The following is a 23,234-nucleotide window of genomic DNA, read 5'->3' as shown; positions in this document are numbered from 1 at the left end:
CGACACACGACTGAAGCGCTATGAAGCAAGTCACCCTGTTGGTGGTCACGAACTTCGCCGTCCTGATGATGCTCAGCGGGCTCCTCGCCGTGTTGCGCATCCTGGGGGTGATCCCGCCGGATCTCGGGCTCTCCAGCTACACCGGCATGCTGGTGCTCTCGGCGCTGATGGGCTTCGGCGGCGCGTTCATCTCGCTCGCCATGTCCAAGACCATGGCCAAGCACGCGACGGGCGCGCAGGTCATCACACAGCCGCGCAGCGAGGTGGAGCGCTGGCTGGTGGAGACGGTGCGTCGACAGGCCCAGGCGGCGGGCATCCAGATGCCGGAGGTCGCCATCTACGCGTCGGACGACATGAACGCGTTCGCGACGGGCATGAGCAAGGACAGCTCGCTGGTGGCCGTGACGACGGGCTTGCTGAACCGCATGACGCGCGAGGAGGTCGAGGCCGTGCTCGCTCACGAGATCTCCCACGCGGCGAACGGCGACATGGTCACGCTCACGCTCGTGCAGGGCGTCACGAACACGTTCGTGTACTTCATCCCGCGGGTGTTGGGCGACGTGATCGACTCGGCCGTGTCGCGGGGCGAGCAGCGGCGTGGGCGGGGGCCGTTCTACTTCGTCATCGTGATGGTGATGCAGTTCCTGCTGGGCATCCTGGCCACGCTGGTGGTGCGCTGGTTCAGCCGCTACCGCGAGTACGCCGCCGACGCCGGGGCAGCCCGCCTGGTGGGCGCGGACAAGATGATCAGCGCGCTCCGGCGGCTGAAGACCAGCGCGCCCCCGCAGCTGCCCGCCAGCATGGAGGCGATGGGCATCGCGGGGAACGTGGGCGCGCTGTTCGCCACGCACCCCTCGCTCGACCTGCGCATCGCCGCCCTCGGGGGCGCCACGGCGCGCAGGGACGGCACCTGGGGCGGGTGAGCCGCACCGAGGGCGGTGAGACGCGCTAGACGTCCCACACCGCTCGTGGACTGCTGGCGTCAGCCGTCGTCGCTGCGACGGACCTCAGCGCAGGATCTTGAGCCGCTTGCGCCCCTCGGCGGCCGGGGCCTTGTCCCCCCCGTGCCGGTCGAAGTGCTGCTTCGCGATGAGCGTGGCGAGGCTGTCGGCCACCGCCGCGAAGGCCGCGCCCGCGTCGGACTCGGGCGCGGCCTGCACCACGGGCGTGCCCTTGTCGCCCCACTCGCGCACCTGGGCGTCCATCGGGATCTGCCCCAGCAGCGGCGCCTTGGCGTACTCGGCCACCTTCGCGCCGCCGCCCGAGCCGAAGATCTCGTGCTTCACGCCCGCGCTGTCGATGAAGAAGCTCATGTTCTCGACCACGCCCAGGATGGGGAGGTTGACCTTCTGGCACAGCGACACGCCCTTGTAGACGTCGGCCAGCGCCACCTCTTGCGGGGTGGTCACCACCACGGCGCCGGTGACCTTGATCTTCTGGGCCAGCGTGAGCGCCACGTCGCCCGTGCCCGGCGGCAGGTCGAGCACCAGGTAGTCGAGCTCGCCCCAGTCCACGTCGTTCACGAACTGCTGCAGCGCGCCGTGCAGCATGGGGCCGCGCCAGATGATGGCCTGCTTGGGCTCGTCCAGCAGGAAGCCGATGCTCATCAGCTTGAGGCCGAAGCGCTGCAGCGGCGCGATGCGCTTACCGTCGGTGCTGTGCGGGCGGCCGGTGATGCCGAGCATGGTGGGGAGCGACGGGCCGTAGAGGTCGGCGTCCAGTAGGCCCACGCGCGTGCCCATGCGACGCAGCGCGAGCGCGAGGTTGGTGGCGACGGTGCTCTTGCCCACGCCGCCCTTGCCGCTCATCACCAGGATGACGTTCTTCACGTTGGGCAGCGGGTCCTCGCTGGTGGTGTCGCGCGTGGGCACTTGCACGCTGAAGGTCACCTCCACCAGCGTCACCCCGATGGCGGCGGCGGCGCGGTCGATGGCCTGCTTGACCTGCTGCTTGACCTCTTCCGCGGGGGAGGAGAGCCGCACCTGCGCGGCGCCCACCGTTCCCGTGAGGCTCACGCCCGACAGCGTGCCCAGGTCGCCCAGGGGCTTGCCGAAGGTGGGGTCGACGACGGCAGCCAAGGCGGCCGAGAGAGCTTCCAGCGTGGGCGCGGACATGGAGCCTGTTCTGCGTTGCTTGCCGCGGTGGGTCAACCGTCCGGCGTCGGCGTGACGGGCGTGAGCGTTGCCCGGGTGGAGCGCGGCTGGTAGGTCCCCCGCATGACTCCCGCGCGCTCCGATTTGCTCGCCATCGACAGGCGGCACCTCTGGCGACCCTACACGTCCAGCGAGGACCACGAGGCGCTCGACCCGCTGGTCATCACGCGCGCCGACGGGCCCTACCTGTATGCCGACGATGGCCGCCGCTACCTCGACGGCAGCGGGGCGTGGTGGTGCAACAACCTCGGTCACGGCCATCCCCGTCTGCGCGAGGCGTTGGTCCGGCAGGCTCAGGACATGCTGCACTGTTCGATGGCGGGCACGGCGCACCCCGCCGCCGTGCTCTTGGCCGAGGAGCTGGTGACGCTGGCGCCGCCCGGGCTCACGCGGGTCTTTTACAGCGACAATGGCAGCACCTCGGTGGAGGTGGCGCTCAAGATGGCGTTCCAGTTCTGGCAGCAGAACGGGCGCCCCAGCCGCACGCGCTTCCTGGCGCTCCCGGGCGGCTACCACGGCGACACGGTGGGCGCGATGTCGGTCGGAAACGTCGGCGCGTTCAACGGCCTGTTCGCGCCCCTCTTCCCGGGCGGCCGCGCCGCGGCCGAGGGGCTGCCCGAGCCCGCGCACGCGGACGACGAGGCGGGCTGGGACGCGCTCTTCGATGCGCTCGAGGACACGCTGCGCCGCGACCAGGACCAGATCGCGGGGGTCATCGTCGAGCCAATGATCCAGGGCGCTGCGGGCATGCGCACCTATCCGGCGCGCCTGCTGCGCCGCTTGCGCGAGGTGACGCGCGCCGTGGACACGTTCTTGATCTGCGACGAGGTCTTCACCGGGCTCGGCCGGACGGGCGCCATGTGGGCCAGCACGCACGCGGACATCACGCCCGACCTGTTGTGCACCGCCAAGGGCCTGTCGGGCGGTGCGCTGCCGTTCTCCGCGACCTTGGCCACCGAGCGGGTGTTCGATGGGTTCCGTGGGGACAAGACGCGCGCGCTGATGCACGGGCACACGTTCTACGGCAACCCCCTGGGTGCGGCGGTGGCGCGAGAGGTGCTGGCCATCTACCGCGACGAGCAGATCCTCGAGCGCAGTCAGGCGCGCTGCGCGCAGCTCGCCACCGGCTTCGAGGCGCTGGCGCGGCTGCCCGGCGTGAAGCGTACGCGGGCGCTCGGGATGGTTGCGGCGGCCGACCTGGGCGACGGGGGATATCTCGCCAAGCTGGGCTGGGCCGTACACGACGAGGCTCGCGCGCGGGGGGCCCAGCTGCGCCCGCTGGGGGACACGGTATACGTCGTGCCCCCCCTCAACATCACGGAAGGCGCGCTGGACGAGCTGCTCTCCGTCGTCCACGCTAGCGTCGCCGCAGCGCTCGAGACGCAGCGTGTGCGCCCCTCCCCCTGACCTGATACGTTCCCTGCCAGATGGCCCAGCCGCCTCCGCCACCACCCGACAAGCCGCGCGTCCTGTGCGTGGAAGACGAGCCCGCCGTGCTCACCCTGGTCTCCCGCCTATTGGAGCCGATTGCCCGTGTGCAGACCGCGACGGACGGCATGGCGGCGCTCGAGATCCTGAAGGCCAGCAAGCGCCCGCCCGACCTGGTCATCACCGACGTCATGATGCCGCGCCTCGACGGCCATGGGCTCACGAAGGCGATGCGCGAAGACGAGCGCCTGGCGCGCGTGCCCGTCATCATGCTCACCGCGAAGACGGGCGCGATGGACGTCGTGAGCGGCATCAACGCTGGCGCCAAGCACTACGTCACCAAGCCGTTCAAGCAGGAAGACCTCCTCGCCAAGGTCCGCAAGCTGCTGCGCCTCTGACCGAGGCAGCTCCCGCGCATGACTGACCCGACGACGTCGTCCGACGAGGGCGCCCCGCCCACGCGGGAGGGTGCGGCCGCGCCGCCTGAGACCCCGACCAGCCGCGGCTACGTGCCCTTCGCTCTGGCCGCGCTCTCGGGCACGCTGCACTTCCTCTCGTTCTGCGGCTTCGGCATCTGGCCGCTGGCCTTCGTGTGCTTCCTGCCGCTGTTCTTCGCCCTGTCGCACCCCAGCGTCCGCACCGCGCGCCGCGCGGCGGCCGTGGGCTTCACGCACGGCTTCGTGGCCTATGCGGGGGGCTACCACTGGATGGCGAAGATGCTGGAGGTCTTCAGCGGCTTCAACCTCGGCATCGCCTCCCTGCTGGCCTCGTTCTTCTGGGCCTACCTCGGGCTGCTGCAGCTCGTCTTGGCGCTCGGGCTGTGGCGCGCCAAGCGCAACGGCTACCCCATCGCGTGGGCGGCGGTGGCCTTCATCCTGGCGCTCGAACAGTGGTTCCCCACGCTGTTTCCCAGCCACTTCGGCTACGCCTTCTTCGACCAGACTTGGCTCATGCAGGCGGCCGATCTGGGAGGCCCGGGGCTGGTGGGCGCCCTGGCGCTGCTGGTGCAGGCCGCGCTGTTCCCGCTGGTTCGCGCGCGCGTCGAACGCGCCCCCGTGCCCCGCGCGGCGCTCGGACCGCTGCTCGCGAGCGTGGGCCTGGTCGGGCTGAGCGCGGCCTATGGGGCCTACCGAGTACACGAGGTGGACGCGCGCGCAGCCCGCGCGGAGACGCTGCACGTGGGCATCGTGCAGGCCGCGATGGGCGTGTTCGAGAAGCACCTCTATCCGGCGCGGGGTCATCGCCTGCACCTCGAGGGGTCGCGCGCGCTCGAGAGCGCCCAGCGCGCCCTCGGTGACCCGCTGGACCTGATCGTGTGGCCCGAGTCTGCGTACCTCTGGACGCTGCCTGCGAACGCCGACCTCGGTCGCGTGCTCCGCGACATCACCACGCCGCTGCTCTTCGGGGGGCTGCGGCGCGAGTACGACGAGAGCGGTGAGCGCCAATACTTCAACACCGCCTACCTGATCGACGCCGAGGCGCGCACGCTGGGGACGTACGACAAGACGTACCTGCTGGCGTTCGGCGAGTACCTGCCGCTGGGCGACGTGTTCCCGCAGCTGTACGAGCTGTCGCCGCGCACGGGCAACCTCACGCCGGGGACGCACGTGCGGCCGCTGGTGCTGCCCGGGGAGTCGTCGGACACGCGCATCACGGCGCTGATCTGTTACGAGGACGTGCTGCCCGGCTTCACGCGCTACGCCGTGTCCGAGGCGCAGCCGCACCTGCTCGTCAACATCACCAACGACGCGTGGTTCGGCATGAGCCAGGAGCCGCACATCCACCTGGCCATGGCGCGCTTTCGCGCCGTCGAGCACCACCGCGCGCTGGTGCGCTCCACCAACAGCGGCGTGAGCGCGTTCATCGACCCCGTCGGGCGCATCATCACGTCGGGGGGGCTGTTCACGGGCGAGCAGCTGCACGCGACGGTGCCGCGCATGGACCAGCCCACGCTGTACGAGACGCTCGGCGACTGGCCCGCGTGGGTGTCCACGCTGCTCGCGCTGGTCATGCTCGTGCGTCGTCGCCGGGCCGCTGGAACCGCTCCCGTGGTTGGCGCGTGAGCGCGGTCGCGGTAGGAACGGAGTCCATGTCCGCCAGCGACCAGCGGCTGCAGCAACGCTTCGGCCTGCCCAGCTTCCACGCGTGGCAGCGCGAGGCCATCGACGCGCTGCTGAGCGGGCCGCGCAGGGTGCTGGTGGTGGCGCCCACCGGCGGCGGCAAGTCGCTGTGCTACCAGTACCCCGCGACGGAGCTCGAGGGGACCACGCTGGTCGTGTCCCCGCTGATCGCGCTGATGGAGGATCAGGTGCGGGCGCTGCGGGCGCGCGGCGTACGGGCCACCTTCCTGGCGTCCACGCTGCCGTTCGAAGAGCTGAAGGAGCGCGAGGCCGCCGTGGGGCGCGGAGAGTACGACTTGGTGTACGTGGCCCCCGAGCGCCTCAGCAACCGCTACACGCTCGAGATGGTGCGCGCGCTGCGTCCGCCGTTCGTGGCCATCGACGAGGCGCACTGCATCGCACAGTGGGGGCACGACTTCCGCCCCGAGTACCTGCGTCTGGGCGAGGTGCTGCGCGTGTTGGATCCACCTCACGTCCTGGCCTGCACGGCCACCGCCACGCCTGCGGTGCGCGACGAGATCCTGGCGCGCCTGGTGCTCGATGAGCGGGACACACGCGTGGTGCTGCGCGGCTTCGCGCGCCCCAACCTGCACCTGTCCTGCGAGGAGATCGACGGGCAGAAGGCGCGCCGGCGGGCGACGGTGTCCATCCTGCGCGAGGTGCTCGGGAGCACGAGCGCGCCGGCGGGTGGCGCCATCGTGTACGCGGCCACGCGCAAGAACGCGGAGGCGATGGGGGAGACGCTGACCGAGGCGGGCTTCCGCGCCGGGGTCTATCACGCGGGCATGGGCCCCGAGGAGCGCGCGGACGTGAACGCCCGCTTCGCGAGCGGCGCGCTGCACGTGGTGGCCGCCACCAACGCGTTCGGCATGGGCATCGACCGCGCCGACATCCGCGTGGTGGTGCACCTGCAGGCGCCGGGATCGATCGAAGCCTACTACCAGGAGGTGGGGCGCGCGGGGCGCGACGGCGCGCCGGCCGAGGGCGTGCTCCTGGCGAGCGCGAGCGACATGGGGCTCCGCAAGCGTTTGATCGACATGCGCGGCTCGGGCGCGGAGCTCGCCGCGCGGCAGTGGGGGCTGTTCCTGGACCTCATGCGCTACGTGGAGGCAGGCAGCTGCCGCCACGACTTCATCTTGCGCTACTTCGGCGACGACCAAGAGACGCTGGGCGGGTGCGGTCACTGCGACGTGTGCAGCGCGCTCGAGGCGCGCGAGGGCGTGGCGTCTGGGCAGTCGGTCGAGGATCTCGAGGGCGCGCGCCTGAAGGTGCGGCAGGCGCTCAGCGGTGTCGCCCGCGCCCGTGGCAGCGTGGGACTGCGCGCCGTCGCCGAGATGCTCGCGGGAAAGAGCAGCGTCAAGAGCAAGAGGTGGGGGTTCGAGTCCCTGTCCACGTTCGGGCTGTTTCGCGACGAGGGGCTCGAGTGGACCATCGCGCTCTTGCGGCGCCTGGTGACGGCGGCGCTGGTGGACCTCACGAGCGACGAATATCCGCTGCTGGTGCTCACTCCGCGCGGCGTGAGCGTGATGAAGGGCGAGCTGCCGGCCGACGTGCTGCTGCCTTCGGCGAGCGCCGGGCGCCACACGTCGCGCAAGCGCGGTGGACGTGACGGTGCGCCTGCGAGCAAGGCCAGCAGCGCGGTCGATCTCGACGCGCTCGACGACACCTCGCGTGAGCTGTTCATGGCCCTGCGTGAAGAGCGCACCGCGCTCGCGCGAGAGCGCAGCGTGCCCCCGTACGTCATCTGTCACGACCGCACGTTGCTCGGTCTCGCCGTGCAGCGACCCACCACGGACGGCGGCTTGGCGGGCGTTCACGGCATGGGTCCCGCGCGCATCGAGGCGTATGGTGCGCGCTTGATCGCGGTCATCGAGCGTAGTGTCGGCTTGTCGTAGTGCCCGCTTCGCACGTAGAATCAGGTTTCGTGGTGGCGCGACGTACGCGCGCGCATGCAAGTTCGCATTGGTAGGAGACAACGTTCGTGGGCAAGAGAATCTTCGTCGGGAACCTGGCGTACTCGACGACTGACGATTCACTCAGGGCACACTTCGAGGCCAAGGGGCACGAGGTGCGAAAGGCCACCGTGGTGTTGGACCGCGAGACCGGACGGTCACGCGGCTTCGCGTTCGTCGACTTCGACGACACGGAGGACCTCGAAGCCATCATCGCCGCCAACCACGAGCGCGACTTGGACGGTCGTCGGGTGACCGTCACGGAGGCCGTCGAACGGCCGCGTCCAGGTGGCCCCGGTGGTGGGCCGCGCGGGCCGCGACCTGGCCCAGGCGGCGATGGGCCGCGTCCGAGCTACGGCGACCGTCCGCGTGGGCCCGGTGGCTATCAAGGTGGTGGCGGAGACCGTATGGGAGGCGGCGAGCGCTCGGGCCCAGGTGGCTACGCTGGGTCTCCCGGTCCGGCAGCGCGGCGTCCCCCGATGGATCGAGACTCTGGTCCTCCGCCGCGTCCCTATCGCGAAGGACCTCCGCCCGATGCGGCCGCCGGTCCAGATGGCGACGCGCAGTCGCGCAAGCGTCGCGAGAAGCACGCGCCCAAGCGGCGCGACGAGACGCGCCCCGCGCCGCGTCGCGGGGAGCGTGACGAAGAGCGTCGCCCCAACAACAAGTGGCGCGGCGGCCGTGGCTGGGAAGCGGACGACGACGACGACGAGTGAGCTGGGGCGGTCGGTGAAGATGGGGGCACCAGGCTGAAGCCAGGTGCCCCGGGGCTGCAGCGTGACCTGCAAGTCCGCCCCACGGCGGGGGCGGACTGCGTGGTCGCGTGCCATGGAAGGCCGGTGCGCGGACTCTCAGAGGGCCCTGCAGCTACGCACCAGGCTTCGGCCTGGTGCATCCCGATGCCATCCGGCTCAGTGAGCGCCGCCGAGGCCCTGACGCTGCATCTGCTCCTGGATCTGGCGCATCAGCTCCTCGGGGATCTGCTGGCCGCCGGGTCCGCCCATACCCTCGAGGCCTGGGGGGGCGTCGAGGCCCGCCGCGTCCTCCGCACCTTCCGCGCCAGGCTCGGGGTCCTGGAACAGGCTGGGCTCGCCGCGCAGGCGGTCCGCGCTGTAGCGCGAGATGGTGTAGATGGTCGGGTTGCCGCGCAGACGCACGTAGATCTGACCGTCACTCGGCGCGTCGCCGCCGAGCTCCAGCACCAGCGTTTCCGTCGGAACGGGAGCGGCCGGCGCGGCAGGCTCGGCGGGTGCGTCGGCTTCGGCCACGCCGCCATCGGCGGTCTCCGCAGCGTCGCCTTCCGTGGCTTCGGGGGCAGCGGGCTCGGGTCCGATGGTGAGCGTCACGACGGCCGCTGGCGTCTCGAGCCCGGCTGCGCCCTCGGTCACGTCCGCTGCGGCGAACTCGGTGGCGCGCATGCGTGCCAGGGTCGCGGCCACGGCCTGGACCCGCTGCGCACCGAAGCGCTCGATGGGCTCGCCCTCGGACAGGGCCCACTCGTCGTCGCTGCCGCGCGCGAAGGCGAGCGCGCGCTCGCCCACTTGATAGCGCAGGCCGACGACGCGCTCGGGGGCCACGTCCACGATGCGCTTGTTGCGGAACGCGCTCAGCTCACGGTCGAACGCGAAGCGCAGCGAGCCACGCGCGCTGACCACGACGTCCTGCCCTGCTACGCGCACCATGGTGCCGCCGCCCCGCGTGGCGCCCAGGATCAGGTCCGCCACCTCGGCGTCGCCGGCGCGCACCGTCACGCGGACGCCGTGCTCGTCGTCCACCTCGAGGCGCGTGTGGTTCTCGGGGTTGCGCGCCACCACCGAGTCCGCTTCCAGCTCGTCCAGCTTTTCGATGGCCGTGCGCAGGATGTTGTCGTCCGCGTCCGCCTCGATGGGCGCCGTGACACGCCAGGTCTCTCCGTCGCGCGTGAGCGTGATGGCCTCGGCGTTGGGCCGGTGGATGGTGAGCGAGGTGATCTCGCTGCCCGTGATGTCCGGCAGGCTCGCGCCGCCGTCGGCGCTGCTGCCGCCGCCTGCGTCGTTGCTGCTGCGGCGGTTGGCCATGAAGGCCACGAGGCCGATCAAGGCGACCAACACGCCGCCCGCGATGAGGAGCTTCTTGTTCTGCATCGTTCTCTCAGAGCTTGATGTTGTTCTTCTTGGCGATGCGCTGACGCCAGCGGATCACCCCGAAGAGCGCGAGCAAGAGGGGCAGCCCGAGCGTGAGCGCCCACTGCGTGACCTGCTGCGAGCGCTTGTACGCGTCCTCGGCGGCCTGTCGCTCCTCGAGCGCCGCGGCGAACTCGTCGCGGTCCTCGTTCTCGCGCGCGGTCTGGGCGCGCTGCTCGGCGGCGCGCAGGCTGGCGGGCTGGTCGAGCCCGGGCTCGGCCACGCTCTTGGTGCGGATGGCGATGAGGTCTTCCTCGGCCGCGAGCCAGTCCACGCTGTTGAGGGCGAAGACCAGCGTGTCGGTCATCTGACCCTGACCGGCCTGCAGGAACAGCGCGCTGCTGCCCACGACGAGCACGCGCACGTCGCTCGCCGCGCGCGCGGGGGTGTCTCCACCGGCGTCGGGGAAGGCGCTGGGCAGCGGACCCTGGATGGCCACGGCCATTCCGCGCGTGCCTACGCGGCCCGTGCGATGCCACTCGGTCGGGTCACGCGGCATGATGGCGATGTTGCTGTCGTTGACCACCCACGCGCCCTCGGACGAGGAGATGACGGGCAGGATGCGCACGTCGGCCGGCGACTCGTCGAGGACGCTGACCGACGCGCTGAACGGCATCGTCACCGTGGCCAGACCGAACGCCGACGGATGCTCCTGCTGCTCGGCGTCCAACACCGCGCGCGGGAAGAAGGGGTAGGGCACGGCCATGCCCCCCATCGGCAGCAGCTCGCACTGCGGGTCCGCCACCAGGTTCTGCTCCAGGCGCACACCCCAGCGCTCGAGCAGGGTGTTCAGCCCGGTGTCCACCAGCTCGGCGCTGGGCGGGCCCTGCTGCTGCTCGAGGTTCAGCTTGACGGAGCCACCGATGATGCCGAGCCCACCGCCGTTCATGACGAAAGCGTTCAGGTTCTGCAGCTCGGCCTCCGGGATGGCCTCGTTCGGGGCCACCACCAGCATCGCGACGACGTCGGCCGGGATGGGCTCCGCCGCGCTCACCTCGCGCAGCTCGTAGTTGGGCAGCAGCTGGCGCAACGGTCCGAGGTCCGTGGACAGGCTGGACGCGCCGTGGCCGCTCATGATGCCGATCACGCGCTGCTCACCCACCAGCTGCTTGATGCGCATGGTGAGCTCGTACTCGAGACCGTCCGTCCCCGCGATGACGGGGATGGGCCGCGTCTCGCCCAGGTACTTGATGACCAGGCCGCGGAAGCCGAGGCGCGAGCTGCGCGCGCCCGCCTCGATCAGCTGGTGCTGCACGGCCTCGACACCGTCCTCTTCGGCCTGCGCCTTCAGCTCGTCGGTGTCCGGGTTGATCACGCGCACGGTGAGGTGCCCGTTGCTGGCCTGGACGTACTCCTCGAGCAGGTCGCGCACCTCGCGCTCCGTGGAGGCGAACTGCGGCGGCAGATCCTGGCTGAAGTAAGCCACGATCTCCATGTCCTCGTTCAGCTCGTTCATGAGCCGCTCGGAGCTGGGTGCCAGGCTGAACAGGTGGTTGCGGGTGGCGTCGAAGCGGCCGTACGGAGTGAACAGGCCGAGGACGTTCAGGGCGAGCAGGATGCCGGCCCCGATGAGCAGGAAGACGAGCGACTCACTGGCCGCGCGCGTGCGCTTGTTGGTGGACATGAGTCAGCTCCAGCGGCGGCTCTCGAGGGAGCGGAAGGCGATGCCCAGACAGAGGGCGGTCACGGAGAGGAAGAACACGACGTTGCGCAGGTCGATGACGCCGCGCGTGAGGGGGCCCGCGTGATAGCCGAAGCTGAACCACTGGAACCCGCTGGGGAGGAAGACCAGCATCTTGTCGATGAGGACGAAGATCATGGTGATGGTCAGCGCCACGAAGAAGGCCACCACCTGGTTCTCGGTGAAGCTGCTGGCCATGAGGCCGATGGCGAGCATGGCGCTTCCCTGCAGCAACATGCCGACGTAGCCGGTGACCACGGGGCCCGCCTCGAGGGGCCCGAACTGCGATACGGCGATGGGGTAGGGGATGGTCAGCAGCGCGAGCACGCCATACAGGCCGAGCACGCCCAGGAACTTGCCGAGGACCACTTCGTGGTCACGCACAGGCAGCGTGATGAGCAGCTCGATGGTGCCCTGTCGCTTCTCGTCCGCCAGGAGGCCCATGGCGAGCGCGGGGGCCGCAAAGCCGCTGAGGATGCCCAGCCACTCGAACATGGAGCGTACGCTCGCTTGGTCGATGAGGAAGAAGGGGCTCCAGAAAAACCAGCCCAGCGCGGCGAGCACGAGGGCGAGGACGATGTAGGCCGTCGGGCCGTTCCAGTAGCTGCGGAACTGCCGCCCCGCGATGGTCAGGATGTTCTGCATGTCACGCCTCTCCCACTTGGGTGAGCTCGCGGAAGATGTCTTCCAGGTTCTCGCCCTGGTGCTCGAGTCCGAGTAGCACCAGGTCGGCGGCCACGGCGGCCTTGAAGATGTCCGCGCGGAGGTCCTTGTCGCCCTCCGGCAGGATCTCGAAGATCAGCTCGCCAGATTCCTCGCCCGTGCGCGCGCGCACGGTGGAGGCGCCCTTGACCTTCTCGAAGGCTTTCTGCGCGGCGGCGGAGCTGTCGGCGTTCCCCTGCACGGTGGCCACGTACTTGGCCTTGCCCGCGCGGTCCGTGAGCTCCTCGGGGGTGTCGTCCGCCACGATGCGCCCGCCCGAGATGATGAGCACGCGGTCGCAGGTGACCTGCACCTCGGCGAGGTTGTGCGTGCTCAGGATGACCGTGCGCTTCTCGCCGATCTCCTTGATGAGGTCGCGGATCTCCGACGCCTGGTTGGGGTCGAGGCCGCTCATCGGCTCGTCCAGGATCAGGATGGGCGGCTCGTGCACGAGCGCCTGAGCCAGGCCGACGCGCTGCTTGTAGCCCTTGGAGAGCGCGCGGATCTCCTTGCCGAGCACATCGCCCAGCGAGGTCTGCTCGACCGCGGTCTTGATGCGTCGGCGCCCCTCGACGCCCTTGAAGCCGCGCATGGCGGCCATGAACTCGAGGTACTCGAGCACCATCATCTCGTAGTAGAGCGGGGTGCTCTCGGGCAGGTAGCCGATGGCCCGGCGCGCGCCGACGGGGTCGTCGAACACGTCGCAGCCGTTCACCGTGGCCGTCCCGCTGGTGGGCGAGATGTAGCAGGTGAGGATCTTCATGGTGGTGCTCTTGCCGGCGCCGTTCGGGCCCAGGAGGCCGACGACTTCGCCGCGATGCACCTTGAAGCTCGCCTTCGAGAGGGCGGTCTGGGGCCCGTAGAGCTTGTGCAGCTCTTGGGCCTCGATCATCAGGTCACTCATATGAAGCGTATCTTCCGTCGAGAAATCGATAGGTTCGGGGCGCGCGGATGGTAGTCCGGGGGCCCTCCTAGTCAAGAACCCCGGCAGATCCAGCTGCCGGGGCTCGTAACACACTTCTTGGCCCGGCATTCCGGGTGGTTCGCCTTTTAGTCGAAGCTGGGGGCTTGGTCGTGCGAGGACGGGAGGCGCCCTGGTCACGGGCTCGGTCGCGCAGGCGCTCCCTGCGGGGCCTCCCGTTTTCTACGCGCCGCGGGGCGGCGCTTGAAAAGCGGGTCCCTCCGACACCCTTAGACCAGGGCGCCCCCCGTCCTCGGGCGGCTTGGCCGCACGGGGCGGGTGGGGCCCGTCGGGGGAGGCGCGGGGTAGGCGGGTGAACGCGGGTTGGCGCGATGGGATGCGGGAGCGCTCGGGGGCGGGACGGGCCGCCGGAGTACCGGGTGGGGGCGCGCCGGAAGGGGGGCGCGCCTGGACTCGGCTGAGGCTGGTGGTGCTGGTGGGGCCGGCGCAGCTGGTCTCGGCGGCGGTCAGTGCGGTTGGCGTGTGTGGGCTGGCCGGGCGTGCGGCGGCGCTCGGGGACCGGGCGGCGGACCTGGGGCTCGGGGACCGGGTGGTGGACCTGGGACTCGGGGACCGGGTGGCAGGATCCGGGACTCGGGGACCGGGCGGCGGGACGTGGGACTCGGGAACCGGCCGGATCTGGGACTCGGGAACCGGGACCTGGACGTGGGAACCGGGCGGCGTGACCGGGCCCGGGGCGCGCGGCGGGCTCAGGGGGTGAGGCAGGTCTGGTTCGGGAAGGCGAACTGCGTCAGGGGGTCGGGGGAGTAGTTGATGGGCCCCAGGGGTCCAGCGTTGGCGGCGGCGAGGAACGTGGTCAGCTGGGCCTGGGTGTTGCCGGTGAAGCCCTGGATGGAGGTGGTGAGTCCGGCGTGCGTACCGAGGCGGCGGATGCGGATGGACGAGCCGCCGCCGAAGTCGGGGATGTCGTTGCCGTTTACGTTCGCGCAGTAGGTCCCGGCCGGGCCGGCGGAGGAGCTGGACGCCATGGTGAGGCGCAGGCCGTAGAGGTAGTTGGTGCCAGGTGAGACGGGCGAGCGCACCGTGTTGTTGCGCACGGTGACGTGCATGTTGTTGTTGAGCGGCTGCTTGTTCAGATCGATGGCCATGGTGCCCATGGCGGTGAACATGTTGTTCTCGACGGCGACGATCATGGTCGACCCGGCGTTGTCGTTGACGCCCACCGAGATGCCTGTCGCGAAGCCGTTGGGCAGGCCTGTGATGTTGTTGTTGCTGACGTGACCGCGCGCCGTTTGTTGCGCGCCCAGGCTGGTCCCGATGAACACCTGGACGGCCGTGATGTTGATGTTCGTGAAGGTGTTGCCGCGGATGTCGTAGGTGTTGGCGTTCGAGCTGCCCTCGTAGAAGACGAACACCTCGGACGTCCCCACCAGGTTCGTGGGGAACGTGCTGTTCGTGAGGGTGAGCGCCGTCGCGCCGCTGCCCGTGGGGTGGACGTAGACAGCGCGTCCCTGGTTGGAGGCGAAGCTGCAGCGGTCGATGGTGAGCGAGCTCGCGACGGAACTGCTCGAGTCGAGCTTCACGCCTGCGCCGCTGGTCTCGAGGCTGACATTGTCATAGACGGACCCGTTGAAGGCCATGTAGCTGAAGCTCACCGCCGCGCTGACGTTCGTGAGCTGCACGCCATGGGCGGTGGTGTTCTGGATGGTGCCGCCCGAGCCCGCGGTGGACCCGTCGCCCGTCACCGTGAAGGTGCCACCCACCCCGGAGAGCGAGATGCCGCGGGTGCCGCCCGTGGTGCTGACGCTGCGGAACGAGAGGTTCCCGCTGGAGCCCGTGAGCGACACGCCGACGCCGCCCGACGTCGTGACGCGCACGTTGGACGCGACGAGCCCTGCGCGGGCCACGCCCCCATCGGTGACACCGCCGCCGGACGACGGGGTCACATGCACACCAAAGAGCCCGGCGTTGGCGCCGCCGAAGGTGACGCTGCCCTGGATACCCGGGTGCGTGGTGGCGCTTGGCAGGGCCACGCTGAACGGAGCGGGCGTGAAGCCCAGGCTGCTGGCGTCCAGCGCCACGCCCTGACCGATGAGCCGCTGGTTGGCTTGTAGCGTGACGTTGGTGACGTAGTTCGAGGCCTGCCGGTAGACGAAGATGCGGTCACCGGCGGTGGCCCCGCTCATGGCCGTGGCGAGGTTGTTGCGCGGGCTCGACAGGCGCCCGTCACCCGCGCTCGCCGTCGAGTCCACGAACCACACCCGGTTGGTGATGCTGAGCGTCACTTGCGCGGTCGTCGTGTTCCCGCCGCTGGTGAGGCGGTAGTGGAAGGCGTCGGTGCCCGTGTAGCCAGCGGGCGGGTTGTAGGTGAAGCTGCCGTTCGCCTGGAGCGTCACGCTGCCGCCGTTGCTGGTGGTGATGGTCCCGGGGACGGCCGTCGTCGTGGAGGCTGCGGGCCCGACGTGCGTGAGGGTCGCGCCGCTCAGCGTGTCGTTGCCGAGGACGCCGGGGGCGGGGACGCTGACGCCGATGTTGCCCGTCACCCCATACGCGTCGGCGACGGCCACGGGGTTGCCGGCGACGGTGATGGAGAAGTTGAGCGTGGCGGGGGAGCCGACGCCGTTGGACGCGGTGACGGTGAGCCCGGAGAAGGTGCCCGCCATGGTGGGCATGCCTGTGATGCTGTTGCCCGCGAGCGCGAGGCCGGGCGGGAGCGTGCCGGCGGTCAGGCTGAGCGTGGGCGCGGGGAAGCCTGCGACGGTGAACGTGTGGTTGTAGCTCGTGCTGACGGTGCCGCTGGGCGGAGCGCCGCTGACGGTCGGCGCTTGGTTCACGGTGAGCGTGAAGGACTGGACGGCGTTGCTGCCGACGCCGTTGGTGGCCGTGAAGGTGAGCGGGTAGGTCCCGCCGGTGCCTGCGGCGGGGGTGCCGGAGAGCACGCCGCCCGCGAACGTGACGCCTGTGGGGAGCGCGCCCGTGCGGGCGATGGTCGGGGCGGGCGTGCCGGTGGCCGTGACGGTGAACGAGCCCGCCGCACCGACGACGAACGTGGTGCTCGCGGCGCTGGTGATGGCCGGCGGGCTGTTGACGGTGATGGAGAAGGTGAGCGTGGCGGGGGAGCCGACTCCGTTGCTGGCGGTGACGGTGAGCCCGGAGAAGGTGCCGGGCATGGTGGGCGTGCCGGTGATGCTGTTGCCCACCAGCGCGAGGCCGGGCGGGAGCGTGCCGGCGGTCAGGCTGAGCGTGGGCGCGGGGAAGCCTGCGACGGTGAAGGCGTGGTTGTAGCTGGTGCCGAGGGCGCCGCTCGGGGGTGCCCCGCTGACGCTGGGGGCCTGGTTCACGGTGAGCGTGAAGGACTGCACCGCGTTGCTGCCGACACCGTTGGACGCGGTGAAGGTGACCGGGTAGGTGCCGCCCGTGCCGGCGGCGGGGGTTCCGGAGAGCACACCGCCCGCGAACGTGACGCCGGTGGGGAGCGCGCCCGTGCGGGCGATGGTCGGGGCGGGCGTGCCGGTGGCCGTGACGGTGAACGAGCCCGCCACACCGACGACGAACGTGGTGCTCGCGGCGCTGGTGATGGCTGGCGGGCTGTTGACGGTGATGGCGAAGTCGAGCGTCGCTGGCGCGCCGACGCCGTTGCCGGCGGTGACGGTGATCCCGCTGAAGTTGCCCGGCATGGTGGGTGTCCCCGTGATGCTGTTGCCCGAGAGCGCGAGGCCGGGGGGCAGCGCACCGGCGGTCACGTTGAGCGTCGGGGTGGGGAAGCCGCTCACCGTGAAGTTGAACGCGTAGGACACACCGACCTCACCGTTGGGGGGCGTGCCCGCCAGCGTGGGAGCGGCCTGAACGGTGATCGTCACCGTGCCGGTGGAGCTGCCCAGCGCATTCATGATCTCGTAGTCGAAGGTGAACTGACCGCTGAACCCCGCCTCGGGGACCAGCTCGACGCCGCCGTCGGCGGTGACCGTGAGCGAGCCGGTCGTGCCGAACGAGGCCGTCGCGCCGGCGCTGTGGTCGTCCACCGAGCCGCCCAGGTCGCCGCCTCCGAAGCTCACCACGCTAGGCGCAGGCGCACCCAGGTCGTTCGCGAGCAGGGCGTCGGCCGTGCCACCGAGGACTTGGAACGTCGTGTCGGCGAGCGCGGCGTAGGTGTCGTCGACCGCGGTGGGGCCCGCGCTGACCTCGATCGTGACTGTGGCGCTCGCGCTGCCCTCCGCGTTGGCGAGCACGTAGTCCACGGTGAACGAGCCCAGGAAGCCCGTGTCTGGGGTGAAGTCGAAGCTGCCGTCGGCGCGCAGCACGAGTGAGCCCGTCCCGATGGCGGCGGTCGCGCCTGCGACGCGATCTGCGGCCGTCCCGCCCAGCGAACCGCCGCCGAAGCTCACGACCGTGCCTACTGGGTCGCCCAGGGTGTCGTTCGCCAAGACGCCGGTGGAGGCGTCGACCGAGAGCGTGAAGCCGCTCGACGCCGCATACCCATCCGCCAGGGCGGATGGCGCAACGCCGACGAAACCGTCCGGTGTCCCGAGATCGTTGGACGTGCCGCCGTCGCCCCCGAAGTCGATGCTACCGTCCGACGCGCCCGTGTCGGCGCTCCCGTCCGTGGCCGCGTCGACCAGGCGGTCCGCGCCGTCCCCACAGCCCGGCATCACCCACGCCGTCGACAACCACACGCACCAACTCGCCCTCATGAGCATCCGCTTCATCGGCCAACTCCTCTAATCCGCTTGGTCCGGCAGTGTGCCACGTACGTCGGCGGCGTGTGAGGACCGCAGCTGCCGTGCGTCGCGTTGCGCGCGAGTCGCTCTCGTTGCTGGGCGCACCAGCGAGCTGACTGCCGCGCTCCAGCGCGCGCCAAGCGGTCTCGCACTGTGTGCACGCAGGCGGTGACCTTCGCGTCGCTTGCCGCGAGGCGGCCGAAGGGCGAGGCTGAGCGCATGCGCTGTCTCATGCGTGCCTTGCTCTTGCTGGCGTCTGGTGGCGTCGCCACGGGCTGTGGGTCGACCACAGCCACGGAGACCGTGGGAGGTGAAGTGGATCCGGTCCAACAGGCAACCGCGCCCGGAGGAGAAGCGGGTGGCGCCTCCGACACACGTGGGCCCGCAGGTGGTGAGGGACCAGCACAGGCGGAAGGGCGCGCGACCGACCCGACCGGCGACGACGCCACGCTGGCGTTGCACGGTCAGGACGCGGGCGATGACACGCCTGCGGCCGCGCGGGATGCCCGTCCGTGGGCCGGATGCGCCGTGGTGCACCTCGGGTTCGACCTGCGCGCGCTGCCGCACGGGACGCGTGGGAACGGGGTGGACATGTACGTGCGCAGCCGAGCCCAGGACCTCGCCGACCTCGCGGGGGCGCCCGAGATGCGCATGGCGCACATCCCCGGCACGGGGGTGATGTGGGGCTTCTTCGACGCCGTCGACGAGCGCGCCGCGCTGTCGCGCTGCGAGCGGGCGGTGGTGCGCTACCTGGAGGACCCGCCGCTGCTGCCGGTCATCCGGGAGCCTGCCGTCATCGTGATCGAGGCCTGTCGTCCCTGCGACGCCCCGGCCGACGCGGCCGACGCGGCCGACGCAGCGCCATAGGCGTCGCGGCCGCATGGGGGTAGCCTCGCCCGATGGACGACGCGCTCTCCCGTGCCAAGCAGACCGGAAAGAACGTCGCGAAGAACAGCTGGACCGTGTTCAAGGCCGAGCTGCGCTTCGTGCTGGCCTCGTTCTTTCGGCCCTTCGGGAAGACCCTCCTGGTGGTGGGCGGCCTGCTGTTCGCGTTCCTGATGGTCGCGTGCGTCGACGGCATGAGGTCCGAGGGGACCGACCCGCTCATGTGGGTGGTGCTGCCCTTCTTCGCGCTGTTTTACGCGCTGACGGTCGCGTTCCCCATCGCCACGGTGGGGGGCGCGCTACGCGCGGCGTGGACCCTCTCGGGCCCGTGGGTGCTGGTCCCGGTGTTCTGCATCCCGCTCGCGCTCGTGATCTCGTTCTGGCTCATGAGCGGCCCGCTCGAGCACGCGGGCGTGGGCGTGGCCGAGGCGTGCATGCAAGTGGGCAGCGAGCGCCACTGGCTGCTGGAGGGGATGGGCCACGTGGGCCACGCGGGGCCCGTGGCGCTCGTCATCTTGCTCCCCGTGCTGCTGATCGACCTGGGCGCCATCCTGTTCAGCGGCCCCGTGCTGGCCGCGCTGGCCTGGCTGCTCTTCATGTTCGTCATCGCGGCGCTCCTGGGCCTCATCCCCTCCGGCATCGCGTCGTTCCTGGCCGTCACGCTGGGCTACGTGCGCCGCTTTCGTCGTCGCCACGGCGACAAGCTCGCGCGCCTGCACGAGCCCAGCGCGAGCGACCCACCCACGTCCCCCTGATGCCATGGCCCGACGCTCTTTTGCGCACACCCGGGTGACCTGGCACACCAGCACCACCGACATGGCCTACACCTGCGGACGAACGCGCGGCATCCGCGTGCTGTGGCTGGCGCTGGCGCCCGCGGCCATCACCGTGGTGCCCAGCGCGGCCGTGCGGGAAGTGGTCGAGGGCTTCGTCCCTGCCTGGTGGGTGGCCGCCAGCGGCGTCTCATTGTTGTTTCTTCTCGGATCCGTCTTGCACCGCGAGGGGCGCCGCGTGTGGCGTGCCGTGGTGACGCTCGCGCTGATGGCGTTCATGGCGGCCATGCTGCTCTCCCGGCCGGAGGACGCCGAGCGCGGGCTCGTGCTGCTGTCGGGAATGGTCGGCTTCTTGGCCTATGTCTGGCCCCCGGATCGGCTGCGGGTGCTGGACCACCTGAGGGTCGAGCACCCCGCCGAGTTCGAGGTGCAGGTGGCCGCGTTGGTCGCGACGCTGTTCGGCTTCGACGCGTGGCTCAGCATGCCCGCCGCTACCGTGGCGAGCGTCAGCGCGCTGACGGTGCTGTTCCTCGTCCCCGTCGCCTATGCGTGGCGCGGGCGCCTGCCTGCCACGCGCTGGCAGGTGGCGCTGGTGGTGTCCGCCGGGCTCACCGCGCTGCTGCCCGCGGCCGTCGTCATCGCGACGCTCGCGCTGGGCGCGCCTCTGGAGGAGTCGCTCCGCTATGTGGCGCTCGGGCTCTTGTCGCCGCTGGCCATGCTGGGCCTCGCGTCGCGGCACGCGTTCCGACGCAGGCTCGCGCCCTCCGCGGCCATCGCGCGCGAGCCCGACCTGGTGGACGTGGTGCTGAACAACCCGTCGCGCGTCCTGGTGGTCTCCTTCGTGGCCATCTGCGCCGTGGGCACGCTCTTGCTGGCGCTGCCCATCGCCGCTGCGCACGGTGACCCGCTGCCGTTCATGGACGCCGTCTTCACCGCGGTCAGCGCGACGTGCGTGACGGGCTTGATCACGGTGGACACGCCCGTGGCCTTCTCCGGCTTCGGGCAAGCCGTGGTGCTCACCCTCATCCAGGTGGGGGGCCTCGGCATCATGGTGTTCTCGGCGGCGGCGGTGGTGTTCTTGGGCAAGCGCTTGTCGCTCTCGCACGAGCGCGCGGCGGTGGACTTGGTCGGAGCGTCTGGGCGAGCGGGTCTGCGGGGCGCGCTGCGCGACGTGTTCGTGGTGACCGTGGCCACCGAGGGGCTCTCCGCGCTGCTCTTGACGCTGGCGTTCTGGGCCGGCGACGACGGGTTCCTCATGGCGCTCTGGCGCGGCACCTTCACCGCCATCTCGGCGTTCTGCAACGCGGGGTTCGCGCTCCAGAGCGCCAGCCTGGTCCCCTACGCCGAGAGTCCGTTCGTGCTGGGCGTCATCTCCGTCACCATCGTGGTGGGCGGCCTCGGCCCCAGCGTGGTCATGGCCCTCGTGTGGTTCCGGCGCCCGCGTGTCCAGCGGCACTCGCTGCACACACGGCTGGTGCTCTCCACGACGGCCCTCTTGATCGTCGCACCCGCGTTCCTGATCGCCGCGCTCGAGTGGAACAACACCCTCGCGGACATGAGCCTGGTGGACAAGCTGGGCAACGCGCTCTTCCAGTCCATCACGTTGCGCACGGCGGGCTTCAACTCCATCGACCTGGCGCGCGTGGCCCCGGCCACGTGGACGCTGATGATCCTGCTGATGTTCGTCGGCGGAAGCCCCGGGTCCACCGCGGGCGGCGCGAAGACCACCACGCTGGCCGTGGTGGTGCTGTCCATCCTGGCCGTGGCGCGCGGCCGCGAGCGCATCGAGATCTTCGGGCGCACGCTGCCCAACGTGAGCGTGCTGCGCGCGACGGCGGTCACCACGCTCGGCGTGCTCGCCAGCTGCGTGGGGCTCGCGTGCGTCCAGATCACGCAGGACATCCCGCTCGACGCGGCGCTGTTCGAGGTGGTCAGCGCGCTGGCGACCGTGGGCCTCAGCGTGGGCGCCACGGGCATGCTGGACGACATCGGCAAGGTCATCATCGTGGCCTGCATGTTCGCGGGGCGCGTCGGCCCGCTCACCCTCTTCGTCTTTCTGGCGTCGGCTTCTTCGGCGCGCGTCGACCACACGTACCCAGAAGAGAACGTGTCGGTCGGGTGATCTCGAGCGCCCTCGGGCGGAGGCTCTATGTCCAAGCAAACGGTAGTCATCGGTCTCGGTCAGTTCGGCATGGCGCTGGCGCGCGCGCTCGCCAAGAACGGCGGCGAGGTGCTGGCGGTGGACGTGAACCCCGCGCACATCCACGACATCGCCTCGCACGTGGCGGACGCGGTGCTGATGGACGCCATGGACGAAGAAGCGCTCGCCGCGCTGGCGCCGGCCACGCGCGACACGTGCGTGTGCGCGATCGGCGACGACAATCGGGAGGGCAGCATCATCGTCACGGCGCTGCTGAAGCAGCTGGGGGCCAAGCACATCGTGGCGCGCGCCACCGACGACCTGCACGCGCGCATCCTCAAGCTGGTGGGCGCCGACGAGGTCATCAACCCCGAGCGCAGCTACGGCGAGCGGCTGGCCGTGCGCCTGGCGTGGCGCAACGTGCTGAACGTGATGCCGCTGGGGGGCGACCTGGTGCTCACCGAGCTGGTGGCGCCCGAGTCCTTCTGGGGCCGCACGCTGGCCGAGCTGGCGCTGCCAAAGCGCTTCTTGGTGACCGTCTCGGCCGTGCGACGCGAGCGACAGAGCGTGGTGCACGCCAGCATCCCGGACCCACAGGAGCCCCTGCAGCAGGGCGACATCCTGATGCTGGTCAGCACCGAGGCGGCAGCGCGCAAGCTCACGGAGCGCAGCTGATGCGGCTGCGCCAAGAGGCCAGCGTCGGCATCGGGTCCATCCTGGTCCTGCAGGTGCTGCTGTCCGCGCTGGGCATCGTGCTGCTCAACCGCATGGGGCCGGCCATCGAGCACATCCTCGAGGACAACGTCTTCAGCAGCCTGGCCGTGGAGGAGATGCTGAGCATCCTCGCCGAGCCGGACGTGGCCAGCCATCCGGCCAGCCACCAGCGTTTCGAGGAGGCGTTCTCACGGGCGCGCGAGAACGTCACCGAGCCCGAGGAGCGGCCGCTCATCCAGCGCATCGCGCGGGGCAAGGCCGGGGCGCTGGCGGGGGAGCCCGACGCGCGGCGTGACGTCATCGCCGCGCTGCGTCAGCTGGCGCAGGTCAACCATGACTCGATGGCGCGCGCCGACCGGGGGGCGCGGCGACTCGGGACCGCGGGCGCGTGGGCGGCCGCCATGCTGGGCGCGCTCGCGCTCGGGCTGGGCGTGATGGTGTATCGCCGGCTGCGGCTGCGGCTCGAGCTGCCCGTGGAGATCCTGCGTCAGACCCTCGAGCGCATCCGCAACGGCGACGCCCGCGCGCGCTGCGTGGTCGGCCCGGGGCCCACGGAGCTGCGGCAGATCGCGCGGGACCTGAACGCCATCCTGGACCGCGGCGCGGGGGAGCCCGCCACCCCGAGCGCAGACGCGGAGCGCCGCGACGCGACCGAGCTACGGCGCCTGCTCGGGTGGGCGCTGGATCGCGAGGCCGCACCCACGCTGGTGATCGACGCGAAGGGGCGCGTGGTGGCCATGAACCAGGCCATGCGGGACCGCCAGGACGCGGAGGATGCTCCGCCCGCCGTGGACGCCGAAGGTGCCGTCACGGAGGGCTGGGTGGTGAGCGAGCTCGACGGGACGACGCTGCGCGTCGTGCAGCCTGCGGGCTGAGGCGGCGCG

At 70.9% G+C, this 23,234-nt stretch carries 16 protein-coding genes and 1 pseudogene; 11 read left to right on the top strand and 6 right to left on the bottom strand.

Going from position 1 to position 23,234, the window contains the following annotated elements:
* Positions 1-20 precede the first annotated feature (20 nt).
* Positions 21-923 carry a protease HtpX gene (htpX, locus tag H6726_01785; GenBank protein ID MCB9656351.1) on the top strand — a complete coding sequence of 301 codons (903 nt, stop codon included), beginning with the start codon at positions 21-23 and terminating at the stop codon, positions 921-923.
* 84 nt (positions 924-1,007) lie between these two features.
* Here htpX and H6726_01780 read toward each other — a convergent pair whose 3' ends face one another.
* Positions 1,008-2,114 carry an Mrp/NBP35 family ATP-binding protein gene (locus H6726_01780; GenBank protein ID MCB9656350.1) on the bottom strand — a complete coding sequence of 369 codons (1,107 nt, stop codon included), beginning with the start codon at positions 2,112-2,114 and terminating at the stop codon, positions 1,008-1,010.
* Between the two features lie 102 nt (positions 2,115-2,216).
* Here H6726_01780 and bioA point away from each other — a divergent pair, with 102 nt between their 5' ends.
* The 5 genes and pseudogenes from bioA to H6726_01755 all read left to right on the top strand — a co-directional run bounded on the left by bioA (position 2,217) and on the right by H6726_01755 (position 8,078).
* Entirely contained in the window at positions 2,217-3,560 is a 1,344-nt protein-coding gene (gene bioA / locus H6726_01775) for an adenosylmethionine--8-amino-7-oxononanoate transaminase (GenBank protein MCB9656349.1), read from the top strand.
* A gap of 20 nt (positions 3,561-3,580) precedes the next feature.
* Positions 3,581-3,979 carry a response regulator gene (locus H6726_01770; GenBank protein MCB9656348.1) on the top strand — a complete coding sequence of 133 codons (399 nt, stop codon included), beginning with the start codon at positions 3,581-3,583 and terminating at the stop codon, positions 3,977-3,979.
* An 18-nt stretch (positions 3,980-3,997) separates the two neighbouring features.
* Positions 3,998-5,644 (top strand): apolipoprotein N-acyltransferase, encoded by a 1,647-nt coding sequence (lnt, locus tag H6726_01765; GenBank protein MCB9656347.1) that lies wholly within the window; start codon positions 3,998-4,000, stop codon positions 5,642-5,644.
* Between the two features lie 26 nt (positions 5,645-5,670).
* Positions 5,671-7,596, top strand: coding sequence for an ATP-dependent DNA helicase RecQ (locus H6726_01760; GenBank protein ID MCB9656346.1), 1,926 nt, complete (start codon positions 5,671-5,673; stop codon positions 7,594-7,596).
* A gap of 86 nt (positions 7,597-7,682) precedes the next feature.
* A pseudogene (locus tag H6726_01755) lies at positions 7,683-8,078 on the top strand (RNA-binding protein).
* 486 nt (positions 8,079-8,564) lie between these two features.
* Here H6726_01755 and H6726_01750 read toward each other — a convergent pair.
* From H6726_01750 to H6726_01730, 5 genes are all read right to left on the bottom strand, one after another.
* The gene (locus H6726_01750; protein MCB9656345.1) at positions 8,565-9,776 is read right to left on the bottom strand and encodes a DUF4340 domain-containing protein; all 1,212 of its coding nucleotides are present in this window, start codon (positions 9,774-9,776) and stop codon (positions 8,565-8,567) included.
* A gap of 7 nt (positions 9,777-9,783) precedes the next feature.
* Positions 9,784-11,439 (bottom strand): GldG family protein, encoded by a 1,656-nt coding sequence (locus H6726_01745; protein ID MCB9656344.1) that lies wholly within the window; start codon positions 11,437-11,439, stop codon positions 9,784-9,786.
* A 3-nt stretch (positions 11,440-11,442) separates the two neighbouring features.
* Positions 11,443-12,141 (bottom strand): ABC transporter permease subunit, encoded by a 699-nt coding sequence (locus H6726_01740; GenBank protein ID MCB9656343.1) that lies wholly within the window; start codon positions 12,139-12,141, stop codon positions 11,443-11,445.
* 1 nt (position 12,142) lies between these two features.
* Complete coding sequence (locus tag H6726_01735; protein ID MCB9656342.1) at positions 12,143-13,090, bottom strand: ATP-binding cassette domain-containing protein; 948 nt, start codon at positions 13,088-13,090, stop codon at positions 12,143-12,145.
* A 779-nt stretch (positions 13,091-13,869) separates the two neighbouring features.
* Positions 13,870-17,826, bottom strand: coding sequence for a cadherin-like domain-containing protein (locus H6726_01730; protein ID MCB9656341.1), 3,957 nt, complete (start codon positions 17,824-17,826; stop codon positions 13,870-13,872).
* A gap of 231 nt (positions 17,827-18,057) precedes the next feature.
* On the opposite strand from H6726_01730, the gene H6726_01725 reads away from it, so the two are divergent.
* From H6726_01725 to H6726_01705, 5 genes are read left to right on the top strand one after another with little or no spacing between them, the layout of a single operon-like run.
* Positions 18,058-18,705: a hypothetical protein gene (locus tag H6726_01725; protein MCB9656340.1), complete on the top strand. Its 648-nt coding sequence runs from the start codon at positions 18,058-18,060 to the stop codon at positions 18,703-18,705.
* A 32-nt stretch (positions 18,706-18,737) separates the two neighbouring features.
* A complete protein-coding gene (locus H6726_01720; protein ID MCB9656339.1) occupies positions 18,738-19,478 on the top strand; it encodes a hypothetical protein in 741 nt (246 codons plus the stop codon).
* A gap of 4 nt (positions 19,479-19,482) precedes the next feature.
* The gene (locus H6726_01715) at positions 19,483-21,618 is read left to right on the top strand and encodes a hypothetical protein (protein MCB9656338.1); all 2,136 of its coding nucleotides are present in this window, start codon (positions 19,483-19,485) and stop codon (positions 21,616-21,618) included.
* 27 nt (positions 21,619-21,645) lie between these two features.
* Entirely contained in the window at positions 21,646-22,311 is a 666-nt protein-coding gene (locus tag H6726_01710) for a TrkA family potassium uptake protein (GenBank protein ID MCB9656337.1), read from the top strand.
* Positions 22,311-23,225, top strand: a complete 915-nt coding sequence (locus H6726_01705; GenBank protein MCB9656336.1) for a hypothetical protein — start codon at positions 22,311-22,313, stop codon at positions 23,223-23,225. The genes H6726_01710 and H6726_01705 overlap by 1 nt, the downstream gene beginning before the upstream one ends.
* Positions 23,226-23,234 lie beyond the last annotated feature (9 nt).

The organism is Sandaracinaceae bacterium (assembly GCA_020633055.1).
Classification (GTDB): domain Bacteria; phylum Myxococcota_A; class Polyangia; order Polyangiales; family Houyiibacteriaceae; genus JADJJE01.
The sequence above is the reverse complement of the archived record's forward strand: the minus strand, read 5'-3'. Positions and strand labels throughout refer to the sequence as shown.